We start from the raw sequence: 24,306 nt of genomic DNA, 5'->3' as shown, positions 1-24,306 counted from the left end.
TGCAAGCACTTCACCCCCGCTCGTCACCTCCCCCGCCCCGCTCACCCTTGGGGCCGAACCACAGTACCCGCTGTCCCGGGGCCGCCCTGAAGGGGGCGTCGGCGGCAGCCAGACGCACCCCCTCGGTGGCATCGATCAACAACACCAGGCGTGCACCCTCGGGCAGGCTGCGGCGCAATGCATCGAGGTCGAACCCCTCGCCGAGACGGGTGACCTGGAAGGTCCAGCCGCGATACCACTCACGCTGCAGGTCCTCGAACTGCAGCCCTTCGGAGAGGAAGGGCCGACCGCGTGATCCGGCGCCGGGACGACGCTGCGCGTGCCCGGACTCGACCGGGAACTGATAGACCCGGCGCCGCTCGAAGGCCGGCGCATACTGGGCGCAGATCAGCGAGTCATAGGCGTCGTTGCCGCTGATCGCCAGCAAGCTGCCGAAGTCGGTCAGCTCCAGCTCGCCCTCGGCGTGCTCGGAGAGCAGCTCGCCGTAATAGACCGGCACCCCGGCCTGGCGCGCCGCGCGCAGCCGATGCCAGGAGCGATCGGCGAGTCGCACCGGCACCTGCTGGGCGTGCAGGGTCTCGGCGAGGGCGCAGCTCCAGGGACTGGCGCCGCAGATCAGCAGCCCCTCGCGGGCCGCTGCGCTCAGCCCCAGGCGCCGCGCCAGCCAGCCGAGCGAGAAGCCGTGCGCCACCACGGTGACCAGGATCAGCGTGAACACCAACGGCAGCAGCAAGGCGCCATCGGCAAAGCCGCGCGCCACCAGCCCCGGCCCCAGCACCCCGGCGACCGCCGCGGCGACGATCCCGCGCGGCGCGATCCAGCCGAGCAGCACCCGCTCGCGCCACTCCAGCCCGGAGCCGAGGGTAGCGAGCAGCACCGCCAACGGCCTGACCACCAGCACCATGGCCACGATCAGCAGGGCGCTGCGCCAGTCGAGCGCGAGCAGGATCTCGGGGTCGAGATCGGCCGAGAGCAGCAGAAAGATGCCCGAGACCAGCAGCACCGCCACCGATTCCTTGAAGCGGCGCACCTCCTCGATGCTCGGCAGCCCCATGTTGCCGAGCACCACGCCCATCACCGTCGCCGCCACCAGCCCGGACTCGACGAAGACCAGGTTGGCCAGTGCGAACACCCCGAGCGCGACCCCGAGCGCCAGCGCGCCCTTGAGATACTCCGGCACCTGACCGGCGAGATAGAGCCGACCCAGCGACCAGCCCGCCGCGGCACCGAAGGCCGCCGCACCGATCAGCCCCAGCAGCAGCTCGGCAAGGGTATGACCGAGTTCCGGCGACCCGGGCGAGACCATCGCCTCGAACAGCACCACCGCGAGCAGCGCGCCGATCGGGTCGTTGACGATGCCCTCCCACTTCAGCAGCGAGGCCGGGCGACGCCGCAGCCGCGCCTGACGCAACAGCGGCAGGATCACCGTCGGCCCGGTGACCACGGCGATGGCGGCGAACACCAGCGCCACCGACCACGACAACCCGCCGAGCAGATGCGCGGCCAGGGTCCCCAAGCCGAGACTGAGCGCCACCCCGACGGTGGCCAGACGCCACACCCCGGCGGCGGTCTGGCGCAGCTCGTGCCAGCGCAGGCTGAGCCCGCCCTCGAACAGGATCGCCGCCACCCCGAGCTCGATCAGTGCCGGATAGGCCGGTCCCAGCGACTCGCTCGGTCGGATCACCCCCAGCACCGGCCCGGCCAGCAGGCCGCAACCGAGCAGCAACACGATGGTCGGTACCCGCGCGCGCCAGCCGACCCACTGCACGGCGATACCGAGCGCGGCGATCAGTGCGAGGGTTTCGGTCAGGTTGGACATGATTGGAGCCCTGGGGGCGACGCTGCGGATCCCAAGCCCGCAAGCACCCCGCAGGGGCGTCCGCGATCACGGCCCGGCGCGCAACCAGCGACGGATCTGGGCGAGATGGCGACGGCTCACCGTCAACCGCTCGGGACGCCCCTGCAGCCGCGCCACGGTCGAGCCGTCGGGACGCTTCTCCAGCCCCTCCAGCCGACTGCGCGCGACCAGCGCATTGCGATGGATACGCAGAAACAGCTCGGGGAACTCGCGCTCGAAGGAGCGCAATGATTCGTCGACCAGCAACTGGCCCTCGGGATGGTAGACGGTGACGTACTTGTGCTCGGCCTGCAGATAGACGACATCACGCACCGCCACCCGCACCACACTGCCGCGATAGGGCGCGCTGATCTCGCTGCGCCGCTCCTCGCCCCGGCCCGGCCAGGAGGGGCGGTTGGCCGCCTGACGCCCCCAGGCCAGCCCCTGACTGCGCCGCAGCACCGCCTCCAGCCGCTCGCCCTCGACCGGCTTGTCGAGCCGTTCGAGCACCGCCGGCGGAGCCAGCAACTCGCCACCACGGGCGCGCTCGCCGGGGGTCATCAACACCACCCGTGGCGGACGCTCCAGGGTGGCCAGCCGTGCCGCCGTCTGCAGGCCGTCAAGCCCGGGGATCTGCAGATCGAGCAGGACCAGATCGATGGGTTGGCGACGACAGCGCTCGATCGCCTCGAGCCCGTTACAGGCCTCTCCGGCCACTTCGTGGTCTCCCTCGGTCTCGGCGAGCAGCTGACGCAGCCGCTCGCGTGCCGAGGTTTCATGATCGACGACCAGGATCTTCATGCTGACTCACCCCTATCCATGGATGGATTACAGCGTTCACGGGAGAGGAACAGTGCCCCCCGCGACGCAGGGTGGCTCACACCCTGCGCATTCGCATTCCAATGGGTCTTCAGAGCGAGGCTCTCAACCCCACTCCTCACCCCTTCCCTGTGCACGAGGCCCCGGCGGGACCGCCGTCACGCCCCTCAAGGATGGGCCGTTGCCGGGCCCGGCTCAAGTCGATCGTGTGTACCACACCGCCCCATCCCGCACCAGCGCCGGGGGGCACCTGCCAGCAGGCGCCGGACAACGTGTAGAATCAATGGATTCTCAACCCCCCGGATCACTTGAGCATGCACGACACCAACCAATCCGCCAAACCCTGGGCCGGGCGCTTCAACGCCCCCACCGATGCCTTCGTCGAGGCCTTCACCGCCTCGGTCGACTTCGACCGCCGACTCTATCGCTACGACATCCAGGGCTCGATCGCCCACGCCACCATGCTCGCCCGCCAGGGCATCCTCACCGAGGCCGAGCGCGACGCCATCGTCGACGGGCTCGAGCAGGTGCGCGCGCGCATCGAGGCCGGCGAGTTCGAGTGGTCGATCCCGCTCGAGGACGTCCACATGAACATCGAGTCGGCGCTCACCCAGGCGATCGGCGACGCCGGCAAGAAGCTCCACACCGGGCGCTCGCGCAACGATCAGGTGGCCACCGACGTGCGCCTGTGGCTGCGCGAGGAGATCGACACCATCGCCGGCGAGATCCGTCGCCTGCAGCACGCGCTGCTCGATCTCGCCGAGCGCGAGGCCGACACCGTGCTGCCCGGCTTCACCCACCTCCAGGTCGCCCAGCCGATCACCTTCGGTCATCACATGATGGCCTGGTTCGAGATGCTCGAGCGCGATCGCGACCGCCTCCTCGACTGCCGCCGTCGGCTCAACGTGATGCCGCTCGGCGCCGCCGCACTCGCCGGCACCACCTACCCCATCGATCGCGCCCACACCGCCGCGCTGCTCGGCTTCGATCGCCCCGCCGAGAACTCGCTCGACGCCGTCTCCGATCGCGACTTCGCCATCGAATTCAGCGCCGACGCGGCGATCCTGATGATGCACCTGTCGCGCTTCTCCGAGGAGCTGATCCTGTGGTCCTCGGCACAGTTCGGCTTCGTCGAGCTCTCCGACAGCTTCTGCACCGGCTCCTCGATCATGCCGCAGAAGAAGAACCCCGACGTGCCCGAGCTGGTGCGCGGCAAGAGCGGTCGCATCTTCGGCCACCTGATCGGCCTGCTGACCCTGATGAAGGCCCAACCCCTGGCCTACAACAAGGACAACCAGGAGGACAAGGAGCCGCTGTTCGACACCGTCGACAACCTCAAGGGCTCGCTCAAGGTGTACGCCGACATGATGGCCCATGTCAGCTGCAACCACGAGCGCATGCGCGAGGCCGCGCGCCAGGGCTTCAGCACCGCCACCGACCTCGCCGACTATCTGGTGCGCAAGGGCATCCCCTTCCGCGACGCCCACGAGATCGTCGGCAAGGCCGTCGCCCTCGGCGTGCGCGAGGGTCGCGACCTCGCCGAGCTGCCGCTGGAGTCGCTGCAGCAGTTCTCCGAGGCGATCACCGACGACGTCTACGCGGTGCTCACCCTCGACGGCTCGGTCGCCGCACGCGACCACCTCGGCGGCACCGCGCCGAACCAGGTACGCGCGGCCATCGCCCGCGCCCGCCAGCGCCTCGCCGACTGAGCGCACCCACCCCGCGCCGTCGGCGCGGGGTGACGCGGCGCACGCCGCGGACTCAGTTCAGACAGAACTCGCGGATCAACCCGCGCAGCAGCGTCAGGGTCGGCGGGATGCGCTCGAGCGCGAGGAACTCGTCGGGCTGATGGGCCTGGGCGATGTCGCCCGGACCCAGCACCACGGTGTCCATCCCCAGCTGATTGAGGAAGGGCGCCTCGGTGCCGAAGTTGACCGCCTCGGCCGGGTGCCCGGTGAGCCGCTCGCAGGCCCGCACGATGGCCGCCTCGGCGGCGGTCTCGGCCGGCGGGATGGCCTCGAACAGGGGCGCGACCGTCCACTCCAACCCGCGGCGCCGACCGACCCCGGCGACCCGCTCGGCGAGCGCGGCGCGCACCGTCTCGGCCGACATCCCCGGCAACAGCCGCAGATCGATCAGCAGCTCGCACTCGCCACAGATCCGGTTGGGGTTGTCGCCGCCGTGGATATGGCCGAGGTTCAGCGTCGGCGTGGGGATCGCGAAGGCCGGGTGATGATGCCCCTGACGCAGCTCCTCGCGCCAGGCCAGCAGCGCCCCGATCACCTCGTGCATGCCTTCCAGCGCACTGTTGCCGAGCGCCGGATCACTGGCGTGACCACTGCGCCCGATCAACCGCAGCGACTCGTTCATCACCCCCTTGTGCAACCGCACCGGACGCAGCCCGGTAGGCTCGCCGATCAGCGCGTGACGACCGAGCCTGCGCCCGGCGGCGACCAGCGCCCGCGCCCCGTTCATCGCCGACTCCTCGTCGGCGGTAGCGAGCAGCGTCAGCGGCGCGCGCAGATCGGCGCCGTCCAGCCCGCGTGCGGCCTCCAGGACGAGCGCGAAGAAGGCCTTCATGTCAGCGATGCCGAGCCCGTAGTAACGCCCGTCGACCTCAGTCAGGCGCAGCGGATCGTGGCTCCAGCGCGACGCGTCGAAGGGGACGGTATCGGTATGTCCGGCGAGCACCAGCCCGTCCGTCCCCGCGCCCAGGGTCGCCACCAGATTGACCTTGCCGGGATGCCCCGGCACATCGAGCACCTCGACGCGGAAACCGGCCCGCTCCGTCCACTCGGCGAGCAGTGCCACCAGCGGGCGATTGCTCTGATCGAGGGCGGGGTCGACACAGCTCACCGACGCAGTCGAGACGAGTGCCCCGAGCATCTGCTCGAGCCGGGGTGGATCGACGGACATATGACGAACTCCTGAGGGTCGAGGATGGGCATGTCGAGTGACGGCGACAGCGGACCGGGAGACACCCGCTCACGCCGCCGGGACGAGTCAGTCCGACGCCTGGGCGGCGAGCAGGGCGCGCTCGAGCGCGGCGAAATCGGGCAGCCAGGCGTGACGCTCGCCGAGCGCGAGCGCCGACAGGGCGAAGGGGTGCGGGTCCTGCTCCGTGATCAGGTTGTCCGGCGCCGCCCGCTCGAGCCGCGGCATGCCGCGACTGTAGAGCGCGACGAAGGGCAGCGCCGGGTTCCCCGCGGGCATGAAGCAGACCACCACCCGCGCATGCGCCCGCCCTCGCCCCTGCCCCTCGGGCGGTGGCGCAAAGGCCACCGCCGGCACCCGCCGACCACGCCACTGCAGCTCACCGAGCAGCCACTCGGGCGTATCGGGGAGCGGCTGCACCGCGTCTGCCGAGACGATCTCGGCCACCGCGCTCGCCGGCACCAGCAGATCGCGCCCCTGGGTGGGCAGCAACATCACCCGCACCTCGCCGTGATCGGCGCCTCCCTGTCGCGGGATCATGACGCAGCCCCCGTGAGCACCGAGGCGATCTCGCCGAGCAGCTGCGATTCCTGATAGGGCTTGCCGAGATAGCGGTCGACACCGAGATCGAGGGCGTGCTTGCGGTGCTTCTCGCCGGTGCGCGAGGTGATCATGATGATCGGCAGCGCGCGCAGTCGCTCGGAGCGACGGATGTGGCGGGTCAGCTCGAAGCCGTCCATCCGCGGCATCTCGATATCGAGCAGCAGCAGGTCGGGCATCCGCGCATCGAGCAGGGTCAGCGCCTCGACCCCGTCCTTGGCGGTGATCACCTCCATGCCCTCACGTCGCAGCAGGCGGCTGGTGACGCGGCGCACCGTCAGCGAGTCGTCGACCACCATCACGCACACCGGACTCTCGCCGCGGGTGTCGGCGCCGCGGGCCGGGCGGTACTCCTGCAGCGCCTTGGAGCGCAGCAGCGCCAGGGCATCGAGGATCAGCGCCACCCGACCGTCGGGCAGCACGGTGCCGCCGCTCAGCCAGCGCACATCGGCCAGCTGCGGACCGAGCGGCTTGACCAGGATGCGCTGGCTCTCGATCAGGCTGTCGACCTGCAGCGCCACGCGCTGCTCGCCGACCCGTGCCAGCAGCAGCGGCAAGCGGCGCTGCTCGCCGAGCTCGGGCTCCTGGTGCGGATCGAGCACGCCGCCGAGATAGACCACCTGATAGTCCTGGCCGAGATGACTGAAGCGACGTTGGGCGCCGGCGTGGATCGCGACGAGCTGCTCGCGATCGATGCGCGCCACCGCCTCGACGCTGCTGTGCGGCACCGCGTAGACGTTCTCGCCGACCTTGACCAGGAAGGCCTCGATCATCGCCAGGGTCAACGGCAGACGGATGGTGAAGGTCGCCCCCTGACCGCGGCGCGAGGTGAGATCGATGCCGCCGTTGGCGGCCTTGATCTCGGAGGCGACGACATCGAGCCCGACCCCGCGCCCGGAGATCTGGGTGACCTCGCTGCGGGTGGTGAAGCCGGGTTCGAGGACGAACTGCAGCAGCGCCTCGTCGGGGATCTCGGCCTCGGGCGAGAGCATCTCGCGGGCGATCGCCTTGGCGCGGATCGCATCCAGATCCATCCCCTTGCCGTCGTCGCTCAGGCTGATCAGCGCATCGTTGCCCTCGCGACGCAGCGCCAGCACCAGCGCGCCGGTCTCCGGCTTGCCCGCCGCGAGGCGCGCCTCGGGGGTCTCCAGACCGTGATCGACGGCGTTGCGCAGCAGGTGCTCGAGCGGCGCCACCAGCCGGTCGAGCACCGCGCGATCGAGCGCCACCTCGGGACCGATCACCTCCAGTCGCGCCGACTTGCCCAGGCTCTCGGCGGTCTGGCGCACCAGTCGGTGCAGCCGCGGCACCACTTGCACGAAGGGCACCAGCCGGGTGCGCAACAGGCCGTGCTGGAGGTCGTCGGCGAGCCGCGCCTGCTGGGTCAGCAGATCGGCGACCTCGCGCTGATAGCCGCCGAGCAACTCCTTGACGCTGCCCAGATCGTCGAGGGTCTCGGCGAGGCTCCCGGAGAGCTGGTGCAGGTTCGAGAAACGATCGAACTCGAGCCGGTCGAAGCCCTGCTCGCCACCCTCATCGGTCTCCGCCTCCTCGCCGCGGCCGCGCAGCTGACGCTGGGTCTCCAGTTCGAGGGCGCGCAGCTGGCCGCGCAGCCGGCTCAACGTCTGCTCCAGCTCGCCGAGGCTGAAGCCGAACTGGGCGTTGCGCTGACTGAGACGGGCGCGATAGATGCTGATCTCGCTGGCGTCGTCGACGAGCTGGTTGAGCAGGTCGGCGCGCACCCGGATCTGCGCCGCGGCGGTCTCCGGCACGCTCGGCGCCGGCGTCGCCGGTGTCGGCTGAGCCAGCTGAGCCGGGACCTCGGAGGTGAGCGGGTGCAGCTCGGCGACCGGCATCGGGGTCCCGCCGGCGCCACTCGGTTGCTCCTCGACCCCGTCGAGCGCCGCCACCAGCGCCGAGAGGCGCGGCACCGGGGCGCCGCGCTCGAGCGCCTCGACCTGATTGGCGAGGGCGTCGACGGCGCGCTGCGCCAGCTCCAGGGTGGTGTCGGTGATCGCGCGCTGATCGTCGTGGATCGCCTTGAGCCGGGTCTCGAGAGCGTGACTGAGGTCACCGATCACCGTCAGCCCGGTGAGCCGGGCGCTGCCCTTGAGGGTATGGAGGATGCGGTTGATGCCGTCGAGCGGCTCGAGCTGCTGGGGCGCGAGCTGCCAGGCCTGGAACTCGGCGTCGAGCTTGTCGAGCAGCTCGCGCGCGTCCTCCAGGAACAGGGTCGCGAGCTCGGGGTCGGGCGCGGCGACGCTGTCCTCTTCGACGTCGACCGAGGCGGCGACGGCGGGGCGCTCTGGCGCTGGCTCTGGCTCTGGCGCTGGCGCTGGCGCTGGCGCTGGCGCTGGCGCTGGCTCTGGCTCTGGCTCTGGCTCTGGCTCTGGCTCTGGCTCTGGCTCTGGCTCTGGCTCTGGCTCTGGCTCTGGCTCTGGCTCTGGCTCTGGCTCTGGCTCTGGCTCTGGCTCTGGCTCTGGCTCTGGCTCTGGCTCTGGCTCTGGCTCTGGCTCTGGCTCTGGCTCTGGCTCTGGCTCTGGCTCTGGCTCTGGCTCCAGGCTCGCCTCCGGCTCGGGCGACGTCAAGGCCCCGGGGACCTCCCCCGCCGCATCACCAGCACCGAGCGAAGGCAGCTCCGCGCCCTCGGCCATGGCCGGGCGCGACTCATCCTCCTCGGCCCCGTCGACCGAGGCCCCCGCTGCCAACAGCGGATCCTCCAGGGCCGGCAGCTCCAATTCCGTCATCGCCTCGACGGCGGGCTCGGACGGCCCGTGCGAGCCGAACCGGGCATCCCCCGATGAGACAACCGCCTCGCTCGCGGCCGACGCTATCCCGGCAGGCTCGACGACGGGCTTCGGCAGGGGCGGCGGCATCGCCACCGCGCGTTCCGCCGGGGCCTCTGGCCCTGTCGGCACACCGACACGCGGCGCCGGCGCCATCTCCAGCTCGACGGCCAGCGCCTGCAGCGCCGAGCCCGCCGGCCCGACGCCCGGCAGCTCGGCGACCCGCTCGGCAATCAGCGCACGCGCACGTTCGAGCCAGCGTCTCGAGTCGGGATCGAGCGCGCGTGCCTGCAACCCCTTGAGTCGCAGTTCGAGCGACTTGGTGACCGTGGCGATGGTGTCGATCCCGGCCATCCGCGCACTGCCGGTCAGGGTGTGGAGCGCGCGCAGCAGCGGCTCGTCGACCGCGCGCGACTCGTCCAGCGCGGCGGTGACCTGCTGCAGGTGCTCGGCGGCCTCGGCGCGGAAGATCTCGAGCAGCTCCTCGTCCTCCTCGAGCAGGCTGCCGGCATCGAGCGCGGCAAGCCCCGGGTCGGGCAAGGGCTCGGGCGCCGGCGACGGCGACAACACCCGGGGGTCGTCCGGCGTGACACGCGCCTCGGTCGCGGCGGGCGGCGGCGGGGTCAGCTCCAGCTCGGAGAGATCGAGCGTGGGCAGCTCCAGGTCGGGCAGCTCCAGCTCACCGGCCTCGTCGACTCCGAGCAGCGCGGCCGGGTCCACAGCGCCCTCGCGGCCCGCGGCGAGTTCGGAGTCAGGCCCCAGACTTGGCAGCGGCACCGTCTCCGGATCCAGCGAGACGGGCTCGTCACGGTCGATTGCCGACGCCTCGACGACGCTCGGCGGCGCCGGGCCGAGGACTGGCCCGGTCTCGCTGGCAGGCGCCGCTGCGGGCGCGAGCAAGCGCTCGGCCGGGGCGATCAGCGACGCGGTGTCGACCACCCGCCCCTCGGCCTCGGCGCCGATCAGCTCGGGCAGCCGTTCGAGCACCGCGGCGATGTGTGCGATCAGCGGCGGCGAGACCGGCAGGGTGCGCTCGAGCACGCGGTTGAGCAGGATCTCGTTGGCCTGGGCGACCTCGGCCACCTGGCGCGCCCCGACCAGCCGGCCACTGCCCTTGAGGGTGTGGAAGCTGCGCCTGAGCGTGGTCAGCGCGTCCCAGTCCTCGTTGGCCTCGGACCAGCGCGCGAACTGGGCCCGCGCCGAGGTCATCTCCTCCTCGGCCTCCTCGAGAAAGATCTCGAGGAACTCCGAGGTGACGGCGCCGATCCCCGCATCGGTCTCGGTCGCCACCGCTGGCGACGGCGCGCCGGGCTCGGGCGACGCGCTCCCGAGGCTCTCCTGCAGCGCGGCGAGCGAGTTGCGGGCGTGCTCGATCAGGTTGTCGCCGAACGGCTGACCGTCCTGCAGATGGGCGATATAGAGCTCGAGCGCGGCGATGGTGTCGGCCAGGTGCTCGAACTCGCGCTCGCCCGGTGTCGGGGCCTGCGCCGTACCCAGCCCGCGCACCAGTGCGGCGACCGACTCGGCGAGTTCGGCGGCGGGCTGCTCGTCGAGGATCCGCAGCGCGCCGGCCACGCCTTCCAGCGATCCGGGCACCGGCGCCAGCGGCGCGAGGTTGTCGCGATCGAGATGACAGGCGGCGATCGCCTCCTTGACCTGGACCAGCTCGTAGCCGGCCTCGCGCAGCGTGGTGCTGGCCAGCTCGCCGAGATCGATCCCCGGCAGGGCGCCCGGCAGCGCCGCGACGCGGCGCTCGGCGCAGGCGCGCAACCGCGACTTGAGCGCGAGCAGGCCGGTGGCCAGGGTCTCGAGTCGTCCGCCCCCGTCGGTGCCGTCGAAGGCCGAGCCGAGTTCACCGGCAAAGCGGCGTAGCTCGGCCACCAGCTCGTCGCCGCCGGGGACCTCCAGACGCTCGGCGAGGCGGCGCAGTCCACTCTCCATCAGCGCCAGCTCGCCGGGATCGGGGCGGCCGCCGCCCAGGGCGAGACGCTCGAAGCGCCCCTCCAGTTCGGGAAAGGTCTCCAACACCTCGGCCGCCGCCGCGGCCAGGGCCTCGTCGCCCGCATCTCCGGGGACGCTCGCGCCCACACCGTAGCGCGCGCGCAGCGACTCCAGATCGGGCAGCCGGGCCGGGTCGAGCGGGGCGAGCGCCGCCAGCAGACGCTCGATCAACGCGATCATCTGCGCCTGCGGCCATTGCGGCGGGCGCTGCACCAGCGGCTTGAGGATCCAGTCGAGGTGACCGAGCAGGGTGCGCTGCTCGGCGCCGGCCTCGAGCCAGCCCTGGCGCAGGGCCTCGGCGAGGTGTTCGGCGAGCCGGAAGACGTCGGCCAGCAGTCCCTCGCCGAGATAACCGTGGAGATGGTGGAAGAGGCGCCCGAGCTGGACCAGCCCGCGCCCGTCGCCACCGGCGCGATACCACTCGACCAGATGACGGTGGAACTGCGGGCGCACCTGACGCAGCGCCTCGGCCAACGCATCGAGCGCCTCGGGCGAGGCCTGCAGCGGATCGCTCGTGCCGCCGAGCGCGGCCACGGCAAGCAGCTCGGTCTGGGTCAGCGGCGGCGTGTCGAGTACCGCGCGCACCTCGTTGATCGCCGGCAGCAGGCTCAGCGGCGAGTCGTCGTGCCCGGCATCGAGACGGTCGAGATGGTCGGCGAGCGCCACCAGGGCGTTGGTCAGGGCGCGCGCGCCGGCCTGCAGCTCGACCAGCTCACCGGCGCCGATGCGCGCGGTGAGACGCGCCAGCTCCTCGGCCAGGCGCGCCGGCGCCGGCAGCTGCAGCGCCAGCAACACACCCTGCACCTGGGCCAGCGCGTCACCGGCCTCGGCGGCATCCTGCGGGGTCTCGGACGCCGCCTGGAGGATCGCCAGATCACGGGCCGGACGCAGGGCCGAGTCGATCTCGCCCTTGACCCAGTTCAAACCACCGATGACCTTCTTCTCTGCCATGGGAGCGCCGCTCCTGCCTGATTCAAGGAAAGGTCGCGGGCGACCGCACGGCGCACGCCCCGCCCCCGCTGCGGATGTCCCGCCGCCTCAGGGCAGGCGGAATCCGGCCACCGAGCGCTGCAGCTCGGTGGCGAGGTTGGCCAGCTGCTCGACCGAGGCCGCGGCGCGCCGGGTGCCGTCGTTGTTCTCCTCGGTGAGCGCGCGGATCGCCTGGACGGTGTCGTTGATCTCCGCGGACTGGCGCGACTGACGCTGCGCCGAGTCGGCGATGCGCTTGGTGAGATCGGCGATGTAGGCCGAGACGTTCTCGATCTCGTGCAGCGCGTCGCCCGCGTTCTCGGCCAGGTTGGCGCCCTCGACCACCCCGGAGGTGCTCGCCTCCATCGAGCTGACCGCCTCGTTGGTGTCGGCCTGGATGGTGCGCACCAGCACCTCGATCTGCTTGGTGGCGTTGCGCGAGCGCTCGGCCAGACGCTGCACCTCGTCGGCGACCACCGCGAAACCGCGACCGGCCTCGCCGGCCATCGCCGCCTGCATCGCGGCGTTGAGCGCGAGGATGTTGGTCTGGTCGGCGATGTCGTCGATCAGCTCGACGATCTCGCCGATCTCCTGCGAGCTCTCGCCGAGACGCTTGATGCGCTTGGCCGTCTCCTGGATCTGGTCGCGGATGGCGTCCATCCCCTGGATGGTATCGCGCACCGTCTGCGCGCCGCGCCCGGCGACCTCGACCGAACGCGAGGCGACCTCGGCCGATTCGCCGGCATGGCGCGCCACCTCGTCGATCTGCTGGGTGAGCGACTGCACCGCGGTGGAGGCCTGCTGGATCTGCTGCGACTGCGCGGTGCTCGCCTCGGCCAGACGCGTCGAGATGGTGCGACTGTCCTGCGCCGAGCGGTTCACCCGCGAGGCGGTCTCGTTGATGGTGGTGACCAGGGCACGCAAGGCGTCGACGGCATAGTTGATGGCGTCGGCGATCGCCCCGGTCTTGTCCTCGGTGACCGAGGCCTCGACGGTGAGATCACCGTTGGCGAGATTGCCCATCTCGTCGAGCAGGCGCAGGATCGCCTGCTCGTCACGCTCGCTCTGGGCGGTGGAGAGTTCCTCGCGCCGATGCGCCTCGCGCACCGAGTAGAGCGCGAGCAGCGCCAGGCTGAGCAGGGCGGCGCCGGCGGTCGCCAGCACCAGGGTGGCGCCGACCTCCAGGGGGCCCAGCGGGAAACGCAGGGGCGCGGCGCGATAGGCCGCGGCGAGTTCGGCGAGCGCGCGCTCGAGTCGCTCGGCGCCGGCGGCGAGCGCGATCTCGGCATCGAAGGCCACGCTTGCCGTCCCGGACTGCTCGAACGCGGTCTCGAGTGCAGCGCCGAGCGCGACCGAGACCCGCTGCGCCTCATCGAGCGCGTCGCGCAGCGCCGGCGCCGAGGTCGACTCGGCCAGCGCGCCCAGCGCCGCCTCCAGCGCCTCGCCCTCGCGCGTCAGGCCCTCGCCCACCTGGCGGGTCCGCTCCTCGCCGGCGGGCAGAGCGGCGAGCAGGGCATCGATCCGCGCCAGCCGCGCCGACTGCCGGCCGAGGCGAAACGCCTGCGCCGGTGCGGCCTCGCTCGCCGCGAGACGCTCCCCGGCGCGCGCGAGCGCGGTCTCGGCGCGGACCACCAGCGCGCGCGCCTCGCGTACCGCGCGCTGCGCGGCCAGCGGCGCCTCACCGGCGCCGAGCAGACGTTCGAGTTCGACACGCAACCCGGTCCAGCCGTCGCGCGCCGCGCGCCACGGCTGCTCCAGCCCGACGAGATCGGAGCGCAGCGTCCCGGCCTCGCCGCCGAGCGCCTCGCGCAGCCTGGAGCGGGCCTGACGCAGGCGCTGCTGCGCCGCCTCGTCCCCCTGCAGCAGCGCGGCGCTGTCGGCCGCCAGCCCGGCCACCGTGGTCGCAGCAGTGCTCGCCTGGGTCGAGAGGCGCAGGTGAGCGGCATCGACCCGGTCGAGCCGGAGATAGCCGAGCAGCGCCAGCACCGCGAAGGTCAGCGCCAGCAGCGCCAACGCCAGGGTGATCTGTCGCGACCCACCCAGCCGTCTCTTGCGTGGGTTGAGCGTCTCTCGTTTCGCCATCTGCTACCGACTCCCGGAGATGTGGATCACGCCCGCGCGACTCCGGCGACGGGCACTCGTGAATGGATCGGCCGATCGGCGCTCAGCCGAGTGCGGCATTGAACAGGGGATCGGCCAGCAGCCGCTCCAGGCGCAGCACCGCCACCGCCTCGTCGTCGACCCGATAGGCCGTATCGATATAGCGCGCGCTCAACCCCAGCCCATCGGGCAGGGTCTCGACCCGGGCGTCGTGACGGACATGACGCATGCCGAGCGTCTCCGAGACCACCAGCCCGCAGGGCGACTCGACCTGACGCACCACCAGCACCCGGTCGCGGGCGCGACGCCGCCCCGGCGGGACACGGCGCTCGCCGGGCTGCCCTCCCTGGGTCAGCACCGCCAGGTCGCTGATCGGCAGCAGGGTGCCGCGATTGTTGGCGACCCCGAGAAACCAGGGCTGGGTGCCGGGGACGCGGGTGATCTCGACCGGGACCTCGAGCACCTCGGCGATCTGTTCCAAGGGGGTCAGGAACTTCAGGTCTCGCACCCGAAACAGCACCGCCGCCCAACTGTCGGGCGGGGGCGCGTCATGGGGGAGCGCGGTGCGCTGGGCGCGACAGCTGGCGTCGAGCTGACGGATCAGGGCATGCAGCTCGGTCGCGGCGGTAGCGGTCTCGGTCATCCCCTCAACCCTCCAGCGCCACGCGCACCCGGTCAAGCAGGGTCGCGGCGTCGACCGGTTTGATCAGGTAATCGACCGCGCCCTGACGCAGCCCCCAGGTACGATCGGTCTGCTGATCCTTGGTGGTCACCATGATCACCGGGATGTCGGCGGTCTCGGCATCGCGCTGCAACATCCGCGTGGCCTGGAAGCCGTTGAGCACCGGCATCACGACATCCATCAGGATGAGGTCCGGGTGCGAGCGACGCGCGACGGCGATCGCCTCCTCGCCGTTGGTCGCGGTCTCGACCCGGTAGCCCGCCTGGGTGAGGACCTTGGCGAAGATCCGGGTCTCGGTCGGGGAGTCGTCGACCACCAGCACCCTGGCGCCGGGGGTCGGCGGCTGGGTGGTGTCGTCGGCGGTCGCGTCCGTCTTGCGAAAGAAAGGTCTCATGGCTGCGCTCACGAGCCCGACGGGCTCCGTTCGGGGGCGCGACCGAGGTTGTCGCGCACCGCTGCCAATAGTTCCTCTCCGGTGAACGGCTTGGAGAGATAGAGTTGGGCCCCGACCAGCCGGCCCTTGGCGCGATCGAAGAGCCCGTCCTTGCTCGAGAGCATCACCACCGGGGTATGGCGGAGCGCGGCGTTGCCCTTGATCAGGGCGCAGGTGTGATAGCCGTCGAGACGCGGCATCATGATGTCGACGAACACCAGGTCGGGTCTGAAGGAGACGATCTTGCCCAGGGCCTCGAAGCCGTCGGCGGCGACCATGACCTCGCAACCGGCCTTGGCCAGCAGGTTCTCCGCGGTCCGGCGGATGGTCTTGCTGTCATCGATCACCAGGATCTTGGCGCCGGTCAGATCGGCATGGTCCGAAGGATCCGTCACGCTGACGACCTCTCGAGTCGGCACGATTGAAGCGTACACCCGGACGCGCCCCATGGTGACCGTCGACGTCGACGGCGGGGAGCCGCTATCGCACTCGCGGCACCGGAACACGGGCGCGGGGAGGCGCGCAGGAGGGCTCTCGTCGATGACGGCCCAGCCGACTATCGACGCAGCAAGTCTAGCAGCGCTGCGCGCGTCATCGCCAGGCGGCATTTGCCCGCCGGCGCACGAATGTGAGTCCACAGCCTCCAGCCTCCAGCCTCCAGCCTCCAGCCTCCAGCCTCCAGCCTCCAGCCTCCAGCCTCCAGCCTCCAGCCTCCAGCCTCCAGCGAGGAAGCTTGGCACCTGTGGCTGGCGACTGGTAGCTAACGACCAGCCCATCACTGGTATCTAGCGGCTGGCGACTGGTAGCTGGTAGCTGACGGCTGGTCGCTGGCGGCTGGTCGCTGGTCGCTGGTGGCTGGTGGCTGGTGGCTGGTGGCTGCAGTACACTGCCTCCATGAGCATCGACATCGGCATCGTGATGGACCCGATCGGGTCGATCAACACCAAGAAGGACAGCAGCCTCGCCATGCTGCTGGCGGCGCAGCGGCGTGGCTGGCGCCCCTGGTACATGGAGCTCGGCGACCTCGCGCTCGACGGCGATCGCGCGCTCGGGCGGATGCGCCCGCTGGAGGTCCGCGACGACCCCGCCGACTGGTACACACTCGGCGAGCCCGAGGTCCGTCCGCTCGGCGCGCTCGATGCCCTGTTGATGCGCAAGGACCCGCCGTTCGACATGGAGTACGTGTTCTCGACCTATCTGCTCGAGCACGCCCAGGCCGCCGGCTGTCTGGTGGTCAACGACCCGCGCAGCCTGCGCGACGCCAACGAGAAGCTGTTCACCGCGCGCTTCCCGCAGTGCACCCCGCCGACCCTGGTGACCGCCAGCGCCACCGACATCCGCGCCTTTCTCGGGCACCACGGCGAGATCGTGCTCAAACCGCTCGACGGCATGGGCGGGGCCTCGGTGTTCCGGGTCGGCGCTCACGACCCCAATCTCGGTGTCATCATCGAGACCCTGACCCTGCATGGCCGTCGCTACTGCATGGCACAGCGCTATCTGCCCGAGATCGCCGACGGCGACAAGCGGATCCTGATGGTCGACGGCGAGCCGATACCCTATTGTCTGGCGCGCATCCCCGCGCCCGGCGAGAGCCGCGGCAATCTCGCCGCCGGGGCCAGCGCCGAGGCGCGGGCACTGAGCGAGCGCGAACGCTGGATCGCCGCCCAGGTCGGCCCCGAGCTGCGCGCGCGCGGCATCCTGTTCGCCGGGCTCGACGTGATCGGCGATCATCTCACCGAGATCAATGTCACCAGCCCCACCTGCATCCGCGAACTCGACGCCGCCCACGGGCTCGATATCGCTGGCGCTTTGATGGATCGCATCGCGGCCCGACTCGACGCCCGGGACTGATCCGGGATCGCGCCCCTCAGGGCCGGCCGCACCAGACCGCCGCAACCCCGAGGAGTGCCCCATGTCGTTCACGCACCCCCTGTCGGTCGTCGTCCGCCCCGCCCTGCTGGCACTGCTGCTGCTCGCACTCGGCGGCTGCCGCGAGGCCACGCCGGTGAACACCACCAGGCTGCAGGCCTTCGGCGAATCGCTCGACCTCACCCTGGTCGGGGTCGCGCCCGAGCAGGCCAGACGCGCCCGGGCGGAACTCGCCGAGGATCTCGCCTTCCGCACCCGAGCCTGGAACCCGTGGACGCCGGGCGCCCTGGCCGACCTCAACCGCCGACTGGCCACCGGCGCACCGGTCACCGCGCCACCCTCGGTACTGCCGCTGCTGCGCACCGGGCAGCGGCTCGCCGCACAGAGCGAAGGGCTCTACAATCCCGCCCTCGGCGGGCTGATCACGCTCTGGGGATTCGATCGCGTCCCGCCACGCGCCGCGCCGCCGACCCAGCGGCAGCTCGAGACACTGCTCAACTCGGCACCGCGCATCGACCAGATCGAACTCGACGGCATCGAGATCCGCGCCGCCGCGCCCGGGACCCGGCTCGACTTCGGTCGGCTGGCACCGGCGCTGGCCGTCGACCTGGCGATCGCGCGGCTGCACGAGTTGGGCATCGTCAACGCCCTGATCCAGCGCGACGGCGACTGGCGCGCCAGCGGCGACCGTGGCGGCCAACCCTGGCGGGTGCCGATCCTGCGCGCCGGTGGCTCCGGGGTGCTCGCCATCGTCGCGCTGCGCCGCGACGAGGCGCTGGGCACCGTGGCCGACCACCAGCGCGACTTCATCCACCAGGGCAGGATCTATCATGACGTGCTCGACCCGCGCAGCGGTCGCCCGGCGCGCGCCACTCGTGCGGTCACCGTGCTCCTGCCCGATCTGGCCAGCGCCACCGTGGCCGCCCGCGCGCTCTTCGTCGCCGGTCCAGAGCACTGGCTCGAGGTCGCACAGCGGATGGGGGTGACCGAGGCGCTGCTGATCGATCGCAGCGGCGAGGTCCATGTCACCCAGGCGCTGTGGAGCCGGCTCGAGCGCATCGACCCGGGCGCCCGCATCCACCGCGTCAACCCGATCACCACCGAGGCTGCAACCATCGCCCCATGACCGATCGCCCGACCCCGTCACCGGCCTCGCTGCCGGCAGAATTGCTGACCCCGCCCTCGCCCAAGGGCGACAACCGTACCCTGGCGCTCGCACTCGGCGCCGCCGTCCTGCTGCACCTGGCGGCACTGCTCGCGCTCGCCGCGCGTCCCATGCCAGCGCAGCAGCGCCCGATCCCGGACTCGGCGCTCGAGGTGCTGCTGGTACAGAGCCCGAGCAACACCGATCAGCCTCAGCCCGAGGCCCCCGGCGGGCTGCGCAACCGCAGCGGCGAGTCGATCCACGGCGATGCCGCACACAGCCAGGAAGGCGATGGCGAGACGCCGCCCCCGGGCGCGCTCGCGCCCGTCCCGCCGCCACCCGACACCGAGACGGCGCAGGCCCCCTCGCCCCCCGCGCCCCCGCCGACGGCACCCGCCCCGCTCACCGCACTGAGCCTCGAAGGCAGCGACCGCCCAGGCGCCGCGCCCCAGCCACTGCCACCACCACTGCCGCAGCCACCAGCGATCGACGCCGCGCAGATCCTCGCCAGTCGCGATCGCACCGTCGCCCGACTGGCCGCACAACCGGCACCCGGACTCGAGCAACCCGACGGGCTGCGCCGACGCGCGGTGAGCACCAGCACCCGCGAGATCCGCTACGCCAGCTATCTCGCCGCCTGGACGCGCAAGGTCGAGCGCATCGGCAACATCAACTACCCCCAGGCGGCCAAGGAACAGCGCATCTACGGCAGTCTGCTGCTGCACGTCTCGATCCGCGCCGACGGCAGTCTCGTCCAGGTGCGGGTGGTCCGCTCGTCGGGCTACGACCTGCTCGACCAGGCGGCGGTGCGCATCGTCGAGCTGGCCGCGCCCTTCTCGCCCTTCCCGCCGGACATCGCCGCCGAGACCGACGTGCTCGACATCGTCCGCAACTGGCAGTTCATGCGCGGCGACACCCTCGGCTGGGAGCAGTAATCGCGTGAGCGGTGCCATCCATCCAGACCGAAGGGGTACGGCTCGGACCATCCGCAACCACATCAACCGCACCCCTTCGGTCAAGGCGGCGCCGAGCGGCGCATCCTCGCACTTGCCTCGGGTTGCGCCGCACCGGATACTAGGGGCCATGGCCTACAGCTCCTCACTGACCAATCACTTCCTGATCGCGATGCCGGGTCTTCAGGACCCCAACTTTGCGCGTACCGTGACCTATGTCTGCGAGCACACGGAGCAGGGTGCGATGGGCATCGTCATCAATCGCCCGCTGGAAGTGACCCTCGGCGAGCTGCTCGCGCAGCTCGAGATCCCCACCGACGACGCCGAGCTGCAGGCGAGCCCGGTCTATCAGGGCGGACCGGTGCAGACCGACCGCGGCTTCGTGTTGCACGCCGCCGGGCCGACCTACGACTCGACCCTCGGCATCACCGAGGAGATCAGCGTCACCACCTCGCGCGACGTGCTCGAGGCGATCGCCCGCGGCGACGGACCGGAACGCAGCCTGGTGGCCCTCGGCTACGCCGGCTGGGGCGCCGGTCAGCTCGAACAGGAGATGAGCGCCAACGCCTGGCTCAACGGCCCGGCGAGCGACGACATCATCTTCCACATGGATACCGGCGAGCGCTGGCTGGCCGCGGCGCAGCTGCTCGGGGTCGATCTCAACCTGCTCAGCGGCGAAGCCGGCCACGCCTGAGCGCGCGGCGAGCGCGATCTGGAGCACCCATGGCAACCCTGCTCGGCTTCGACTTCGGGACGCGCAAGATCGGCATCGCCGTCGGTCAGACGGTGACCCGTTCGGCCACCCCGCTGACCACCCTGCGCAACCGCCAGGAAAAACCCGACTGGCCTCGTATCGAGTCGCTGATTCGCGAGTGGCAGCCGGAGGCGCTGGTGGTCGGTCTACCCTTCAACATGGACGACACCGAGGTCGACTGGTCGGGACGGGTGCACCGCTTCGCCCGTCAGCTCAATGGCCGCTTCGGGCTCGAGGTCCATCTGATCGACGAGCGCCTGACCTCGCTCGAGGCCCAACGGCTGATCGCAGAAGGACCCGCAACAGCCAAATCGACAACGCCGGACGCCGTCGATGCATTCGCGGCGGCCCTCATCCTGGAAACCTGGCTCTGTGAGCAACACCAACATCTGGAAGGACGCCGCGCAGATCGATGAGGCCATCGCCCGCATGGCCGACGATCTCGCCGACCTGCTCAAGCGACGCGCGATCGACGACGCGCTGATGATCGGCATCCACACCGGCGGCGTGTGGGTCGCCGATCGGCTGCACGCCCGTCTCGGACTCGAGGCCCCGCTCGGTCATCTCGACATCTCCTTCTATCGCGATGATTTCACCCGCATCGGCCTGCACCCCCAGGTCCATCCATCCTACCTGCCGGTGGGGGTCGACGACCGTCACCTGATCCTGGTCGACGACGTGCTGCAGAGCGGGCGCACCATCCGCGCCGCGCTCAACGTGCTGTTCGACTACGGTCGTCCGGCCTCGGTGACCCTCGCCACCCTCGCCGAGCGCGAGGCCGAGCGCGAGCTGCCGATCGCCGCCGACGTCGTCGGTCTGCGCGCCCAGCTCGACCCCGACACCCAGATCAAGCTCAGCGGTCCCGAGCCGCTGGTGATGCTGCTCGGGCACACCCCGGACAGCGACGATCAGGGGGCGCAGGCATGAGCGCACTGACCCCTCAGCTCCACGCCAACGGCAAGCTCCGCCACTTCCTCACCCTCGAGGGACTGGATGCTGCGCTGCTGCACGAGATCATCGACCGCGCCAGCGGCTTCCTCGGCGTCTCCGACCAGGCGGTGAAGAAGGTCCCGCTGTGTCGCGGCAAGGTCATCGCCAACCTCTTCTTCGAGACCAGCACGCGCACCCGCACCACCTTCGAGCTGGCCGCCAAGCGGCTCTCGGCCGACGTGCTCAACCTCAACATCTCCACCTCGGCGACCGCCAAGGGCGAGACCCTGCTCGACACCCTGCGCAACCTCGAGGCGATGCACGTCGACATGTTCGTGGTGCGTCACGCCACCAGCGGCGCGGCGCACTTCATCGCCGATCACGCCGCACCACACGTCAGCGTGGTCAACGCCGGTGACGGGCGTCACGCCCACCCCACCCAGGCGATGCTCGACATGCTCACCATCCATCGCCACAAGGCCGATTTCAGCCAGCTGCGGGTGGCGATCATCGGCGACATCCTGCACTCGCGGGTGGCGCGCTCGCAGATCATCGCCCTGCACACCCTCGGCGTCCCCGAGGTGCGGGTGATCGGTCCGCGCACCCTGATCCCGGCCCAGGCCGAGGAGGCGCTCGGGGTGCGGGTGTGCCACGACCTGCGCGAGGGACTGCGTGACGTCGACGTGGTGATCATGCTGCGGTTGCAGCGCGAGCGCATGAGCAGCGCCCTGCTGCCGAGCGAGCACGAGTACTTCCGGCTCTACGGCCTGACCGAGGAGCGTCTCGCCGTCGCCCACCCCGAGGCGATCGTGATGCACCCCGGCCCGATCAACCGCGGGGTCGAGATGGACTCCCAGGTCGCCGACGGCGAGCGCTCGGTGATCCTCGAGCAGGTCAGCAACGGCATCGCCGTGCGCATGGCGGTGATGTCGATGTGTCTCGGCAACCAGAACCTGCAGCATTCCCAGAGCGCCGGAGCCACCGATGGCCAGTAGTCCCAAGATCACCATTCGCAACGGTCGGCTGATCGACCCGGCCTCCGGCATCGACAGCCAGACCGACCTGCACATCGCCGAGGGCCGGGTCGCCGCCATCGGCGCCGCGCCCTCCGGTTTCCAGCCCGACCGCACGCTCGACGCCAGCGGCAGGCTGGTGCTGCCCGGCCTGGTCGACCTCTCGGCGCGGCTGCGCGAGCCCGGTCACGAGCACAAGGCGACCATCGCCAGCGAGACCCGCGCCGCCGCCGCCTCGGGGATCACCACCCTGTGCTGTCCGCCCGACACCCAGCCGGTGATCGATACCCCGGCGGTGGCGCAGCTCATCCAGCAGACGGCCAACCGCAACGGCTATGCCCGGGTGCTGCCGATCGGCGCACTGACCCGCGGGCTCAAGGGCGAGACCCTGGCCGAGATGGCCGCGCTCAAGCGCGCCGGCTGCCCGGCGCTCGGCGAGGCCGAGCGCCCGATCCGCAGCACCCACGTGCTGCGCCGCGCGCTCGAGTACGCCGCCTCCTTCGCCATGCCGGTGTTCCTCCACCCGCTCGACCCCGAGTTGAGTGCCGGTGGCTGCGCCCACGAGGGCCGCATCAGCGCCCGACTCGGCCTGCCCGCCATCCCCGAGGCCGCCGAGACCCTGGCCGTCGCCCGCGGTCTGGCGCTGGCCGAGCAGACCGGCGCGCGCATCCACTTCCGCGGTCTGTCGACGGCGCGTGCCGTGGCCCTGCTGTCCGAGGCGCGGCGCCGCGGCGTGCGCGCCAGCGGTGATGTCAGCATCCACCAGCTGTTCCTCACCGAGGACGACCTCGCCGGGCTCGACGCCAACTGTCATCTGCTGCCGCCGCTGCGCACCCTGGCCGATCGCGAAGCGCTGCGTGCGGCCGTGGTCAACGGCGACCTCGAGGCGGTCTGCTCCGACCACCAGCCCCACGACGCCGACGCCAAGCTCGCCCCCTTCCCCGAGACCGATCCCGGGATCGCCGCGCTCGAGACCCTGCTGCCGCTCGCGCTGCGACTGGTCGAGGAGGGCGTGATCGGGCTGCCCGAGATGATCGCCCGGCTCACCACGGGACCGGCCGGGGTCGTCGACCAGCCCTATGGCCGACTCGGCATCGGCGAGATCGCCGACGTCTGCGTGCTCGACCCCGAGGCGCGCTGGACGCTGACGCCCGAGACCCTGCTCGGTCGCGCCGGCAACACCCCCTTCATCGGGACCGAGATGCACGGACGCGTGAGCTGGACCCTGCTCGGCGGGCGCGTCGTCTTCGAGCGCGTCGAGCAGGACTGAGCCCGCGCCCCACCGTGGCGCCGCCCTGCTCGGCGGCGCCACGGATGGACCCGGGCACCATCGACAACCGGACGGAGACCGCCGCCGTGGACATCGCCGAACTCCTCGCCTTCAGCGTCAAGAACAACGCCTCCGACCTCCACCTCTCGGCCGGTCTGCCGCCGATGATCCGGGTCGACGGCGACATGCGTCGGATCAACGTCCCGGCGCTCGACCATCGCGCCGTGCACTCGCTTGTCTACGACATCATGAACGACAAGCAGCGCAAGGATTACGAGGAGTTCCTCGAGACCGACTTCTCCTTCGAGATCCCCGGGGTGGCGCGCTTTCGTGTCAACGCCTTCAACCAGAAGCGCGGTGCCGGTGCGGTGTTCCGCACCATCCCTTCCAAGGTCCTCACCCTCGAGGACCTCCACGCCCCGGCGATCTTCAAGGAGATCGTCAACGTGCCGCGCGGCCTGGTGCTGGTCACCGGCCCCACCGGGTCGGGTAAGTCGACCACGCTGGCGGCGATGATCGACCACCTCAACGACAACGACTACGCCCACATCCTCACCATCGAGGACCCGATCGAGTTCGTCCACGCCAGCAAGAAGTGTCTGGTCAACCAGCGCGAGGTCCATCGCGACACTCTCGGCTTCAGCGAGGCGCTGCGCTCGGCGCTGCGTCAGGACCCGGACATCATCCTGGTCGGCGAGCTGCGCGACCTCGAGACCATCCGTCTCGCACTCACCGCCGCCGAGACCGGTCACCTGGTGTTCGGCACCCTGCACACCACCTCGGCGGCCAAGACCATCGACCGCATCATCGACGTCTTCCCCGCCGCCGAGAAGGAGATGGTGCGCGCGATGCTCTCGGAGTCGCTGCGCGCGGTCATCGCCCAGACCCTGCTCAAGAAGATCGGCGGCGGCCGGGTGGCGGCGCACGAGATCATGATCGGCACCCCGGCGATCCGCAACCTCATCCGCGAGGCCAAGGTCGCGCAGATGTACTCGGCGATCCAGACCGGCCAGGCCCACGGCATGCAGACCCTGGATCAGAACCTCAAGGAACTGGTGCAGCGCGGCGTGATCAGCCGCAAGGACGCCACCCAGAAGGCGCAGAACAAGGACAGCTTCATGTAAGCGGCCGGGGGATTATTGAACCGCGAAGACACCAAGGTCGCTAAGGGTTTGGAGCGAGCTGCTCAAAGGCGACTGCGGCTGAAACTAG

At 71.0% G+C, this 24,306-nt stretch carries 19 protein-coding genes; 10 read left to right on the top strand and 9 right to left on the bottom strand.

Features of this window, described 5'->3' with window-relative positions:
* Positions 1-10 precede the first annotated feature (10 nt).
* Both EDC29_RS02380 and EDC29_RS02375 read right to left on the bottom strand, forming a co-directional pair.
* Positions 11-1,819, bottom strand: coding sequence for a cation:proton antiporter (locus EDC29_RS02380; RefSeq protein WP_132228379.1), 1,809 nt, complete (start codon positions 1,817-1,819; stop codon positions 11-13).
* Positions 1,820-1,885: 66 nt separating this feature from the next.
* Positions 1,886-2,638, bottom strand: coding sequence for a LytR/AlgR family response regulator transcription factor (locus EDC29_RS02375; RefSeq protein ID WP_062274170.1), 753 nt, complete (start codon positions 2,636-2,638; stop codon positions 1,886-1,888).
* Between the two features lie 332 nt (positions 2,639-2,970).
* Between EDC29_RS02375 and argH the strand changes: the two genes are divergently transcribed.
* Positions 2,971-4,365, top strand: a complete 1,395-nt coding sequence (gene argH / locus EDC29_RS02370; RefSeq protein WP_123141186.1) for an argininosuccinate lyase — start codon at positions 2,971-2,973, stop codon at positions 4,363-4,365.
* Between the two features lie 52 nt (positions 4,366-4,417).
* Here argH and argE read toward each other — a convergent pair whose 3' ends face one another.
* From argE to EDC29_RS02335, 7 genes are all read right to left on the bottom strand, one after another.
* Positions 4,418-5,572 (bottom strand): acetylornithine deacetylase, encoded by a 1,155-nt coding sequence (gene argE / locus EDC29_RS02365; RefSeq protein WP_123143385.1) that lies wholly within the window; start codon positions 5,570-5,572, stop codon positions 4,418-4,420.
* Positions 5,573-5,659: 87 nt separating this feature from the next.
* A complete protein-coding gene (locus tag EDC29_RS02360) occupies positions 5,660-6,130 on the bottom strand; it encodes a chemotaxis protein CheW (RefSeq protein WP_062274163.1) in 471 nt (156 codons plus the stop codon).
* Positions 6,127-11,928, bottom strand: coding sequence for an Hpt domain-containing protein (locus EDC29_RS02355; RefSeq protein WP_132228377.1), 5,802 nt, complete (start codon positions 11,926-11,928; stop codon positions 6,127-6,129). Before EDC29_RS02355 ends, EDC29_RS02360 begins: the two co-directional genes overlap by 4 nt.
* 87 nt (positions 11,929-12,015) lie before the next feature.
* Positions 12,016-14,028, bottom strand: a complete 2,013-nt coding sequence (locus EDC29_RS02350; protein ID WP_132228375.1) for a methyl-accepting chemotaxis protein — start codon at positions 14,026-14,028, stop codon at positions 12,016-12,018.
* Positions 14,029-14,110: 82 nt separating this feature from the next.
* Positions 14,111-14,689, bottom strand: coding sequence for a chemotaxis protein CheW (locus EDC29_RS02345; RefSeq protein WP_123141763.1), 579 nt, complete (start codon positions 14,687-14,689; stop codon positions 14,111-14,113).
* Between the two features lie 4 nt (positions 14,690-14,693).
* Complete coding sequence (locus EDC29_RS02340; RefSeq protein ID WP_223806174.1) at positions 14,694-15,122, bottom strand: response regulator; 429 nt, start codon at positions 15,120-15,122, stop codon at positions 14,694-14,696.
* Between the two features lie 8 nt (positions 15,123-15,130).
* Positions 15,131-15,556: a response regulator gene (locus EDC29_RS02335; RefSeq protein WP_062276543.1), complete on the bottom strand. Its 426-nt coding sequence runs from the start codon at positions 15,554-15,556 to the stop codon at positions 15,131-15,133.
* Positions 15,557-16,055: 499 nt separating this feature from the next.
* Here EDC29_RS02335 and gshB point away from each other — a divergent pair, with 499 nt between their 5' ends.
* The 9 genes from gshB (at position 16,056) to EDC29_RS02285 (ending at position 24,218) form a co-directional block, all read left to right on the top strand.
* Positions 16,056-17,012, top strand: coding sequence for a glutathione synthase (gene gshB / locus EDC29_RS02325; RefSeq protein WP_132228373.1), 957 nt, complete (start codon positions 16,056-16,058; stop codon positions 17,010-17,012).
* Between the two features lie 61 nt (positions 17,013-17,073).
* On the top strand, positions 17,074-18,156 hold the full coding sequence (locus EDC29_RS02320; protein ID WP_123143431.1) for an FAD:protein FMN transferase: 1,083 nt from the start codon (positions 17,074-17,076) through the stop codon (positions 18,154-18,156).
* Positions 18,153-19,109 (top strand): energy transducer TonB, encoded by a 957-nt coding sequence (locus tag EDC29_RS02315; protein WP_132228371.1) that lies wholly within the window; start codon positions 18,153-18,155, stop codon positions 19,107-19,109. Before EDC29_RS02320 ends, EDC29_RS02315 begins: the two co-directional genes overlap by 4 nt.
* A gap of 148 nt (positions 19,110-19,257) precedes the next feature.
* Entirely contained in the window at positions 19,258-19,821 is a 564-nt protein-coding gene (locus EDC29_RS02310; protein WP_123141767.1) for a YqgE/AlgH family protein, read from the top strand.
* A gap of 29 nt (positions 19,822-19,850) precedes the next feature.
* Positions 19,851-20,297, top strand: coding sequence for a Holliday junction resolvase RuvX (ruvX, locus tag EDC29_RS02305; protein ID WP_005222999.1), 447 nt, complete (start codon positions 19,851-19,853; stop codon positions 20,295-20,297).
* A complete protein-coding gene (pyrR, locus tag EDC29_RS02300; protein WP_123141769.1) occupies positions 20,254-20,808 on the top strand; it encodes a bifunctional pyr operon transcriptional regulator/uracil phosphoribosyltransferase PyrR in 555 nt (184 codons plus the stop codon). Before ruvX ends, pyrR begins: the two co-directional genes overlap by 44 nt.
* Positions 20,805-21,806, top strand: coding sequence for an aspartate carbamoyltransferase catalytic subunit (locus tag EDC29_RS02295; RefSeq protein WP_005223002.1), 1,002 nt, complete (start codon positions 20,805-20,807; stop codon positions 21,804-21,806). The genes pyrR and EDC29_RS02295 overlap by 4 nt, the downstream gene beginning before the upstream one ends.
* Positions 21,796-23,094: a dihydroorotase gene (locus EDC29_RS02290; protein WP_123141770.1), complete on the top strand. Its 1,299-nt coding sequence runs from the start codon at positions 21,796-21,798 to the stop codon at positions 23,092-23,094. Before EDC29_RS02295 ends, EDC29_RS02290 begins: the two co-directional genes overlap by 11 nt.
* Before the next feature lie 86 nt (positions 23,095-23,180).
* Positions 23,181-24,218 carry a type IV pilus twitching motility protein PilT gene (locus tag EDC29_RS02285; protein WP_123141771.1) on the top strand — a complete coding sequence of 346 codons (1,038 nt, stop codon included), beginning with the start codon at positions 23,181-23,183 and terminating at the stop codon, positions 24,216-24,218.
* Positions 24,219-24,306: the final 88 nt, after the last annotated feature.

It is taken from the genome of Marichromatium gracile (assembly GCF_004343155.1).
Taxonomy (GTDB): Bacteria; Pseudomonadota; Gammaproteobacteria; order Chromatiales; family Chromatiaceae; genus Marichromatium; species Marichromatium gracile.
Note: the sequence above shows the minus strand (reverse complement) of the source record. Positions and strands in the feature narration are given on the sequence as shown.

Excerpts from the sequence above, each read along its gene's own strand:
- gshB (WP_132228373.1), top strand. The coding sequence starts at position 16,056 with ATGAGCATCGACATCGGCATCGTGATGGACCCGATCGGGTCGATCAAC.
- EDC29_RS02345 (WP_123141763.1), bottom strand. The coding sequence starts at position 14,689 with ATGACCGAGACCGCTACCGCCGCGACCGAGCTGCATGCCCTGATCCGT.
- EDC29_RS02355 (WP_132228377.1), bottom strand. The coding sequence starts at position 11,928 with ATGGCAGAGAAGAAGGTCATCGGTGGTTTGAACTGGGTCAAGGGCGAG.
- EDC29_RS02375 (WP_062274170.1), bottom strand. The coding sequence starts at position 2,638 with ATGAAGATCCTGGTCGTCGATCATGAAACCTCGGCACGCGAGCGGCTG.
- ruvX (WP_005222999.1), top strand. The coding sequence starts at position 19,851 with ATGGCAACCCTGCTCGGCTTCGACTTCGGGACGCGCAAGATCGGCATC.
- EDC29_RS02380 (WP_132228379.1), bottom strand. The coding sequence starts at position 1,819 with ATGTCCAACCTGACCGAAACCCTCGCACTGATCGCCGCGCTCGGTATC.
- EDC29_RS02320 (WP_123143431.1), top strand. The coding sequence starts at position 17,074 with ATGTCGTTCACGCACCCCCTGTCGGTCGTCGTCCGCCCCGCCCTGCTG.
- EDC29_RS02310 (WP_123141767.1), top strand. The coding sequence starts at position 19,258 with ATGGCCTACAGCTCCTCACTGACCAATCACTTCCTGATCGCGATGCCG.
- EDC29_RS02290 (WP_123141770.1), top strand. The coding sequence starts at position 21,796 with ATGGCCAGTAGTCCCAAGATCACCATTCGCAACGGTCGGCTGATCGAC.
- EDC29_RS02350 (WP_132228375.1), bottom strand. The coding sequence starts at position 14,028 with ATGGCGAAACGAGAGACGCTCAACCCACGCAAGAGACGGCTGGGTGGG.
- EDC29_RS02360 (WP_062274163.1), bottom strand. The coding sequence starts at position 6,130 with ATGATCCCGCGACAGGGAGGCGCCGATCACGGCGAGGTGCGGGTGATG.
- EDC29_RS02315 (WP_132228371.1), top strand. The coding sequence starts at position 18,153 with ATGACCGATCGCCCGACCCCGTCACCGGCCTCGCTGCCGGCAGAATTG.
- EDC29_RS02295 (WP_005223002.1), top strand. The coding sequence starts at position 20,805 with ATGAGCGCACTGACCCCTCAGCTCCACGCCAACGGCAAGCTCCGCCAC.
- argE (WP_123143385.1), bottom strand. The coding sequence starts at position 5,572 with ATGTCCGTCGATCCACCCCGGCTCGAGCAGATGCTCGGGGCACTCGTC.
- EDC29_RS02340 (WP_223806174.1), bottom strand. The coding sequence starts at position 15,122 with ATGAGACCTTTCTTTCGCAAGACGGACGCGACCGCCGACGACACCACC.
- argH (WP_123141186.1), top strand. The coding sequence starts at position 2,971 with ATGCACGACACCAACCAATCCGCCAAACCCTGGGCCGGGCGCTTCAAC.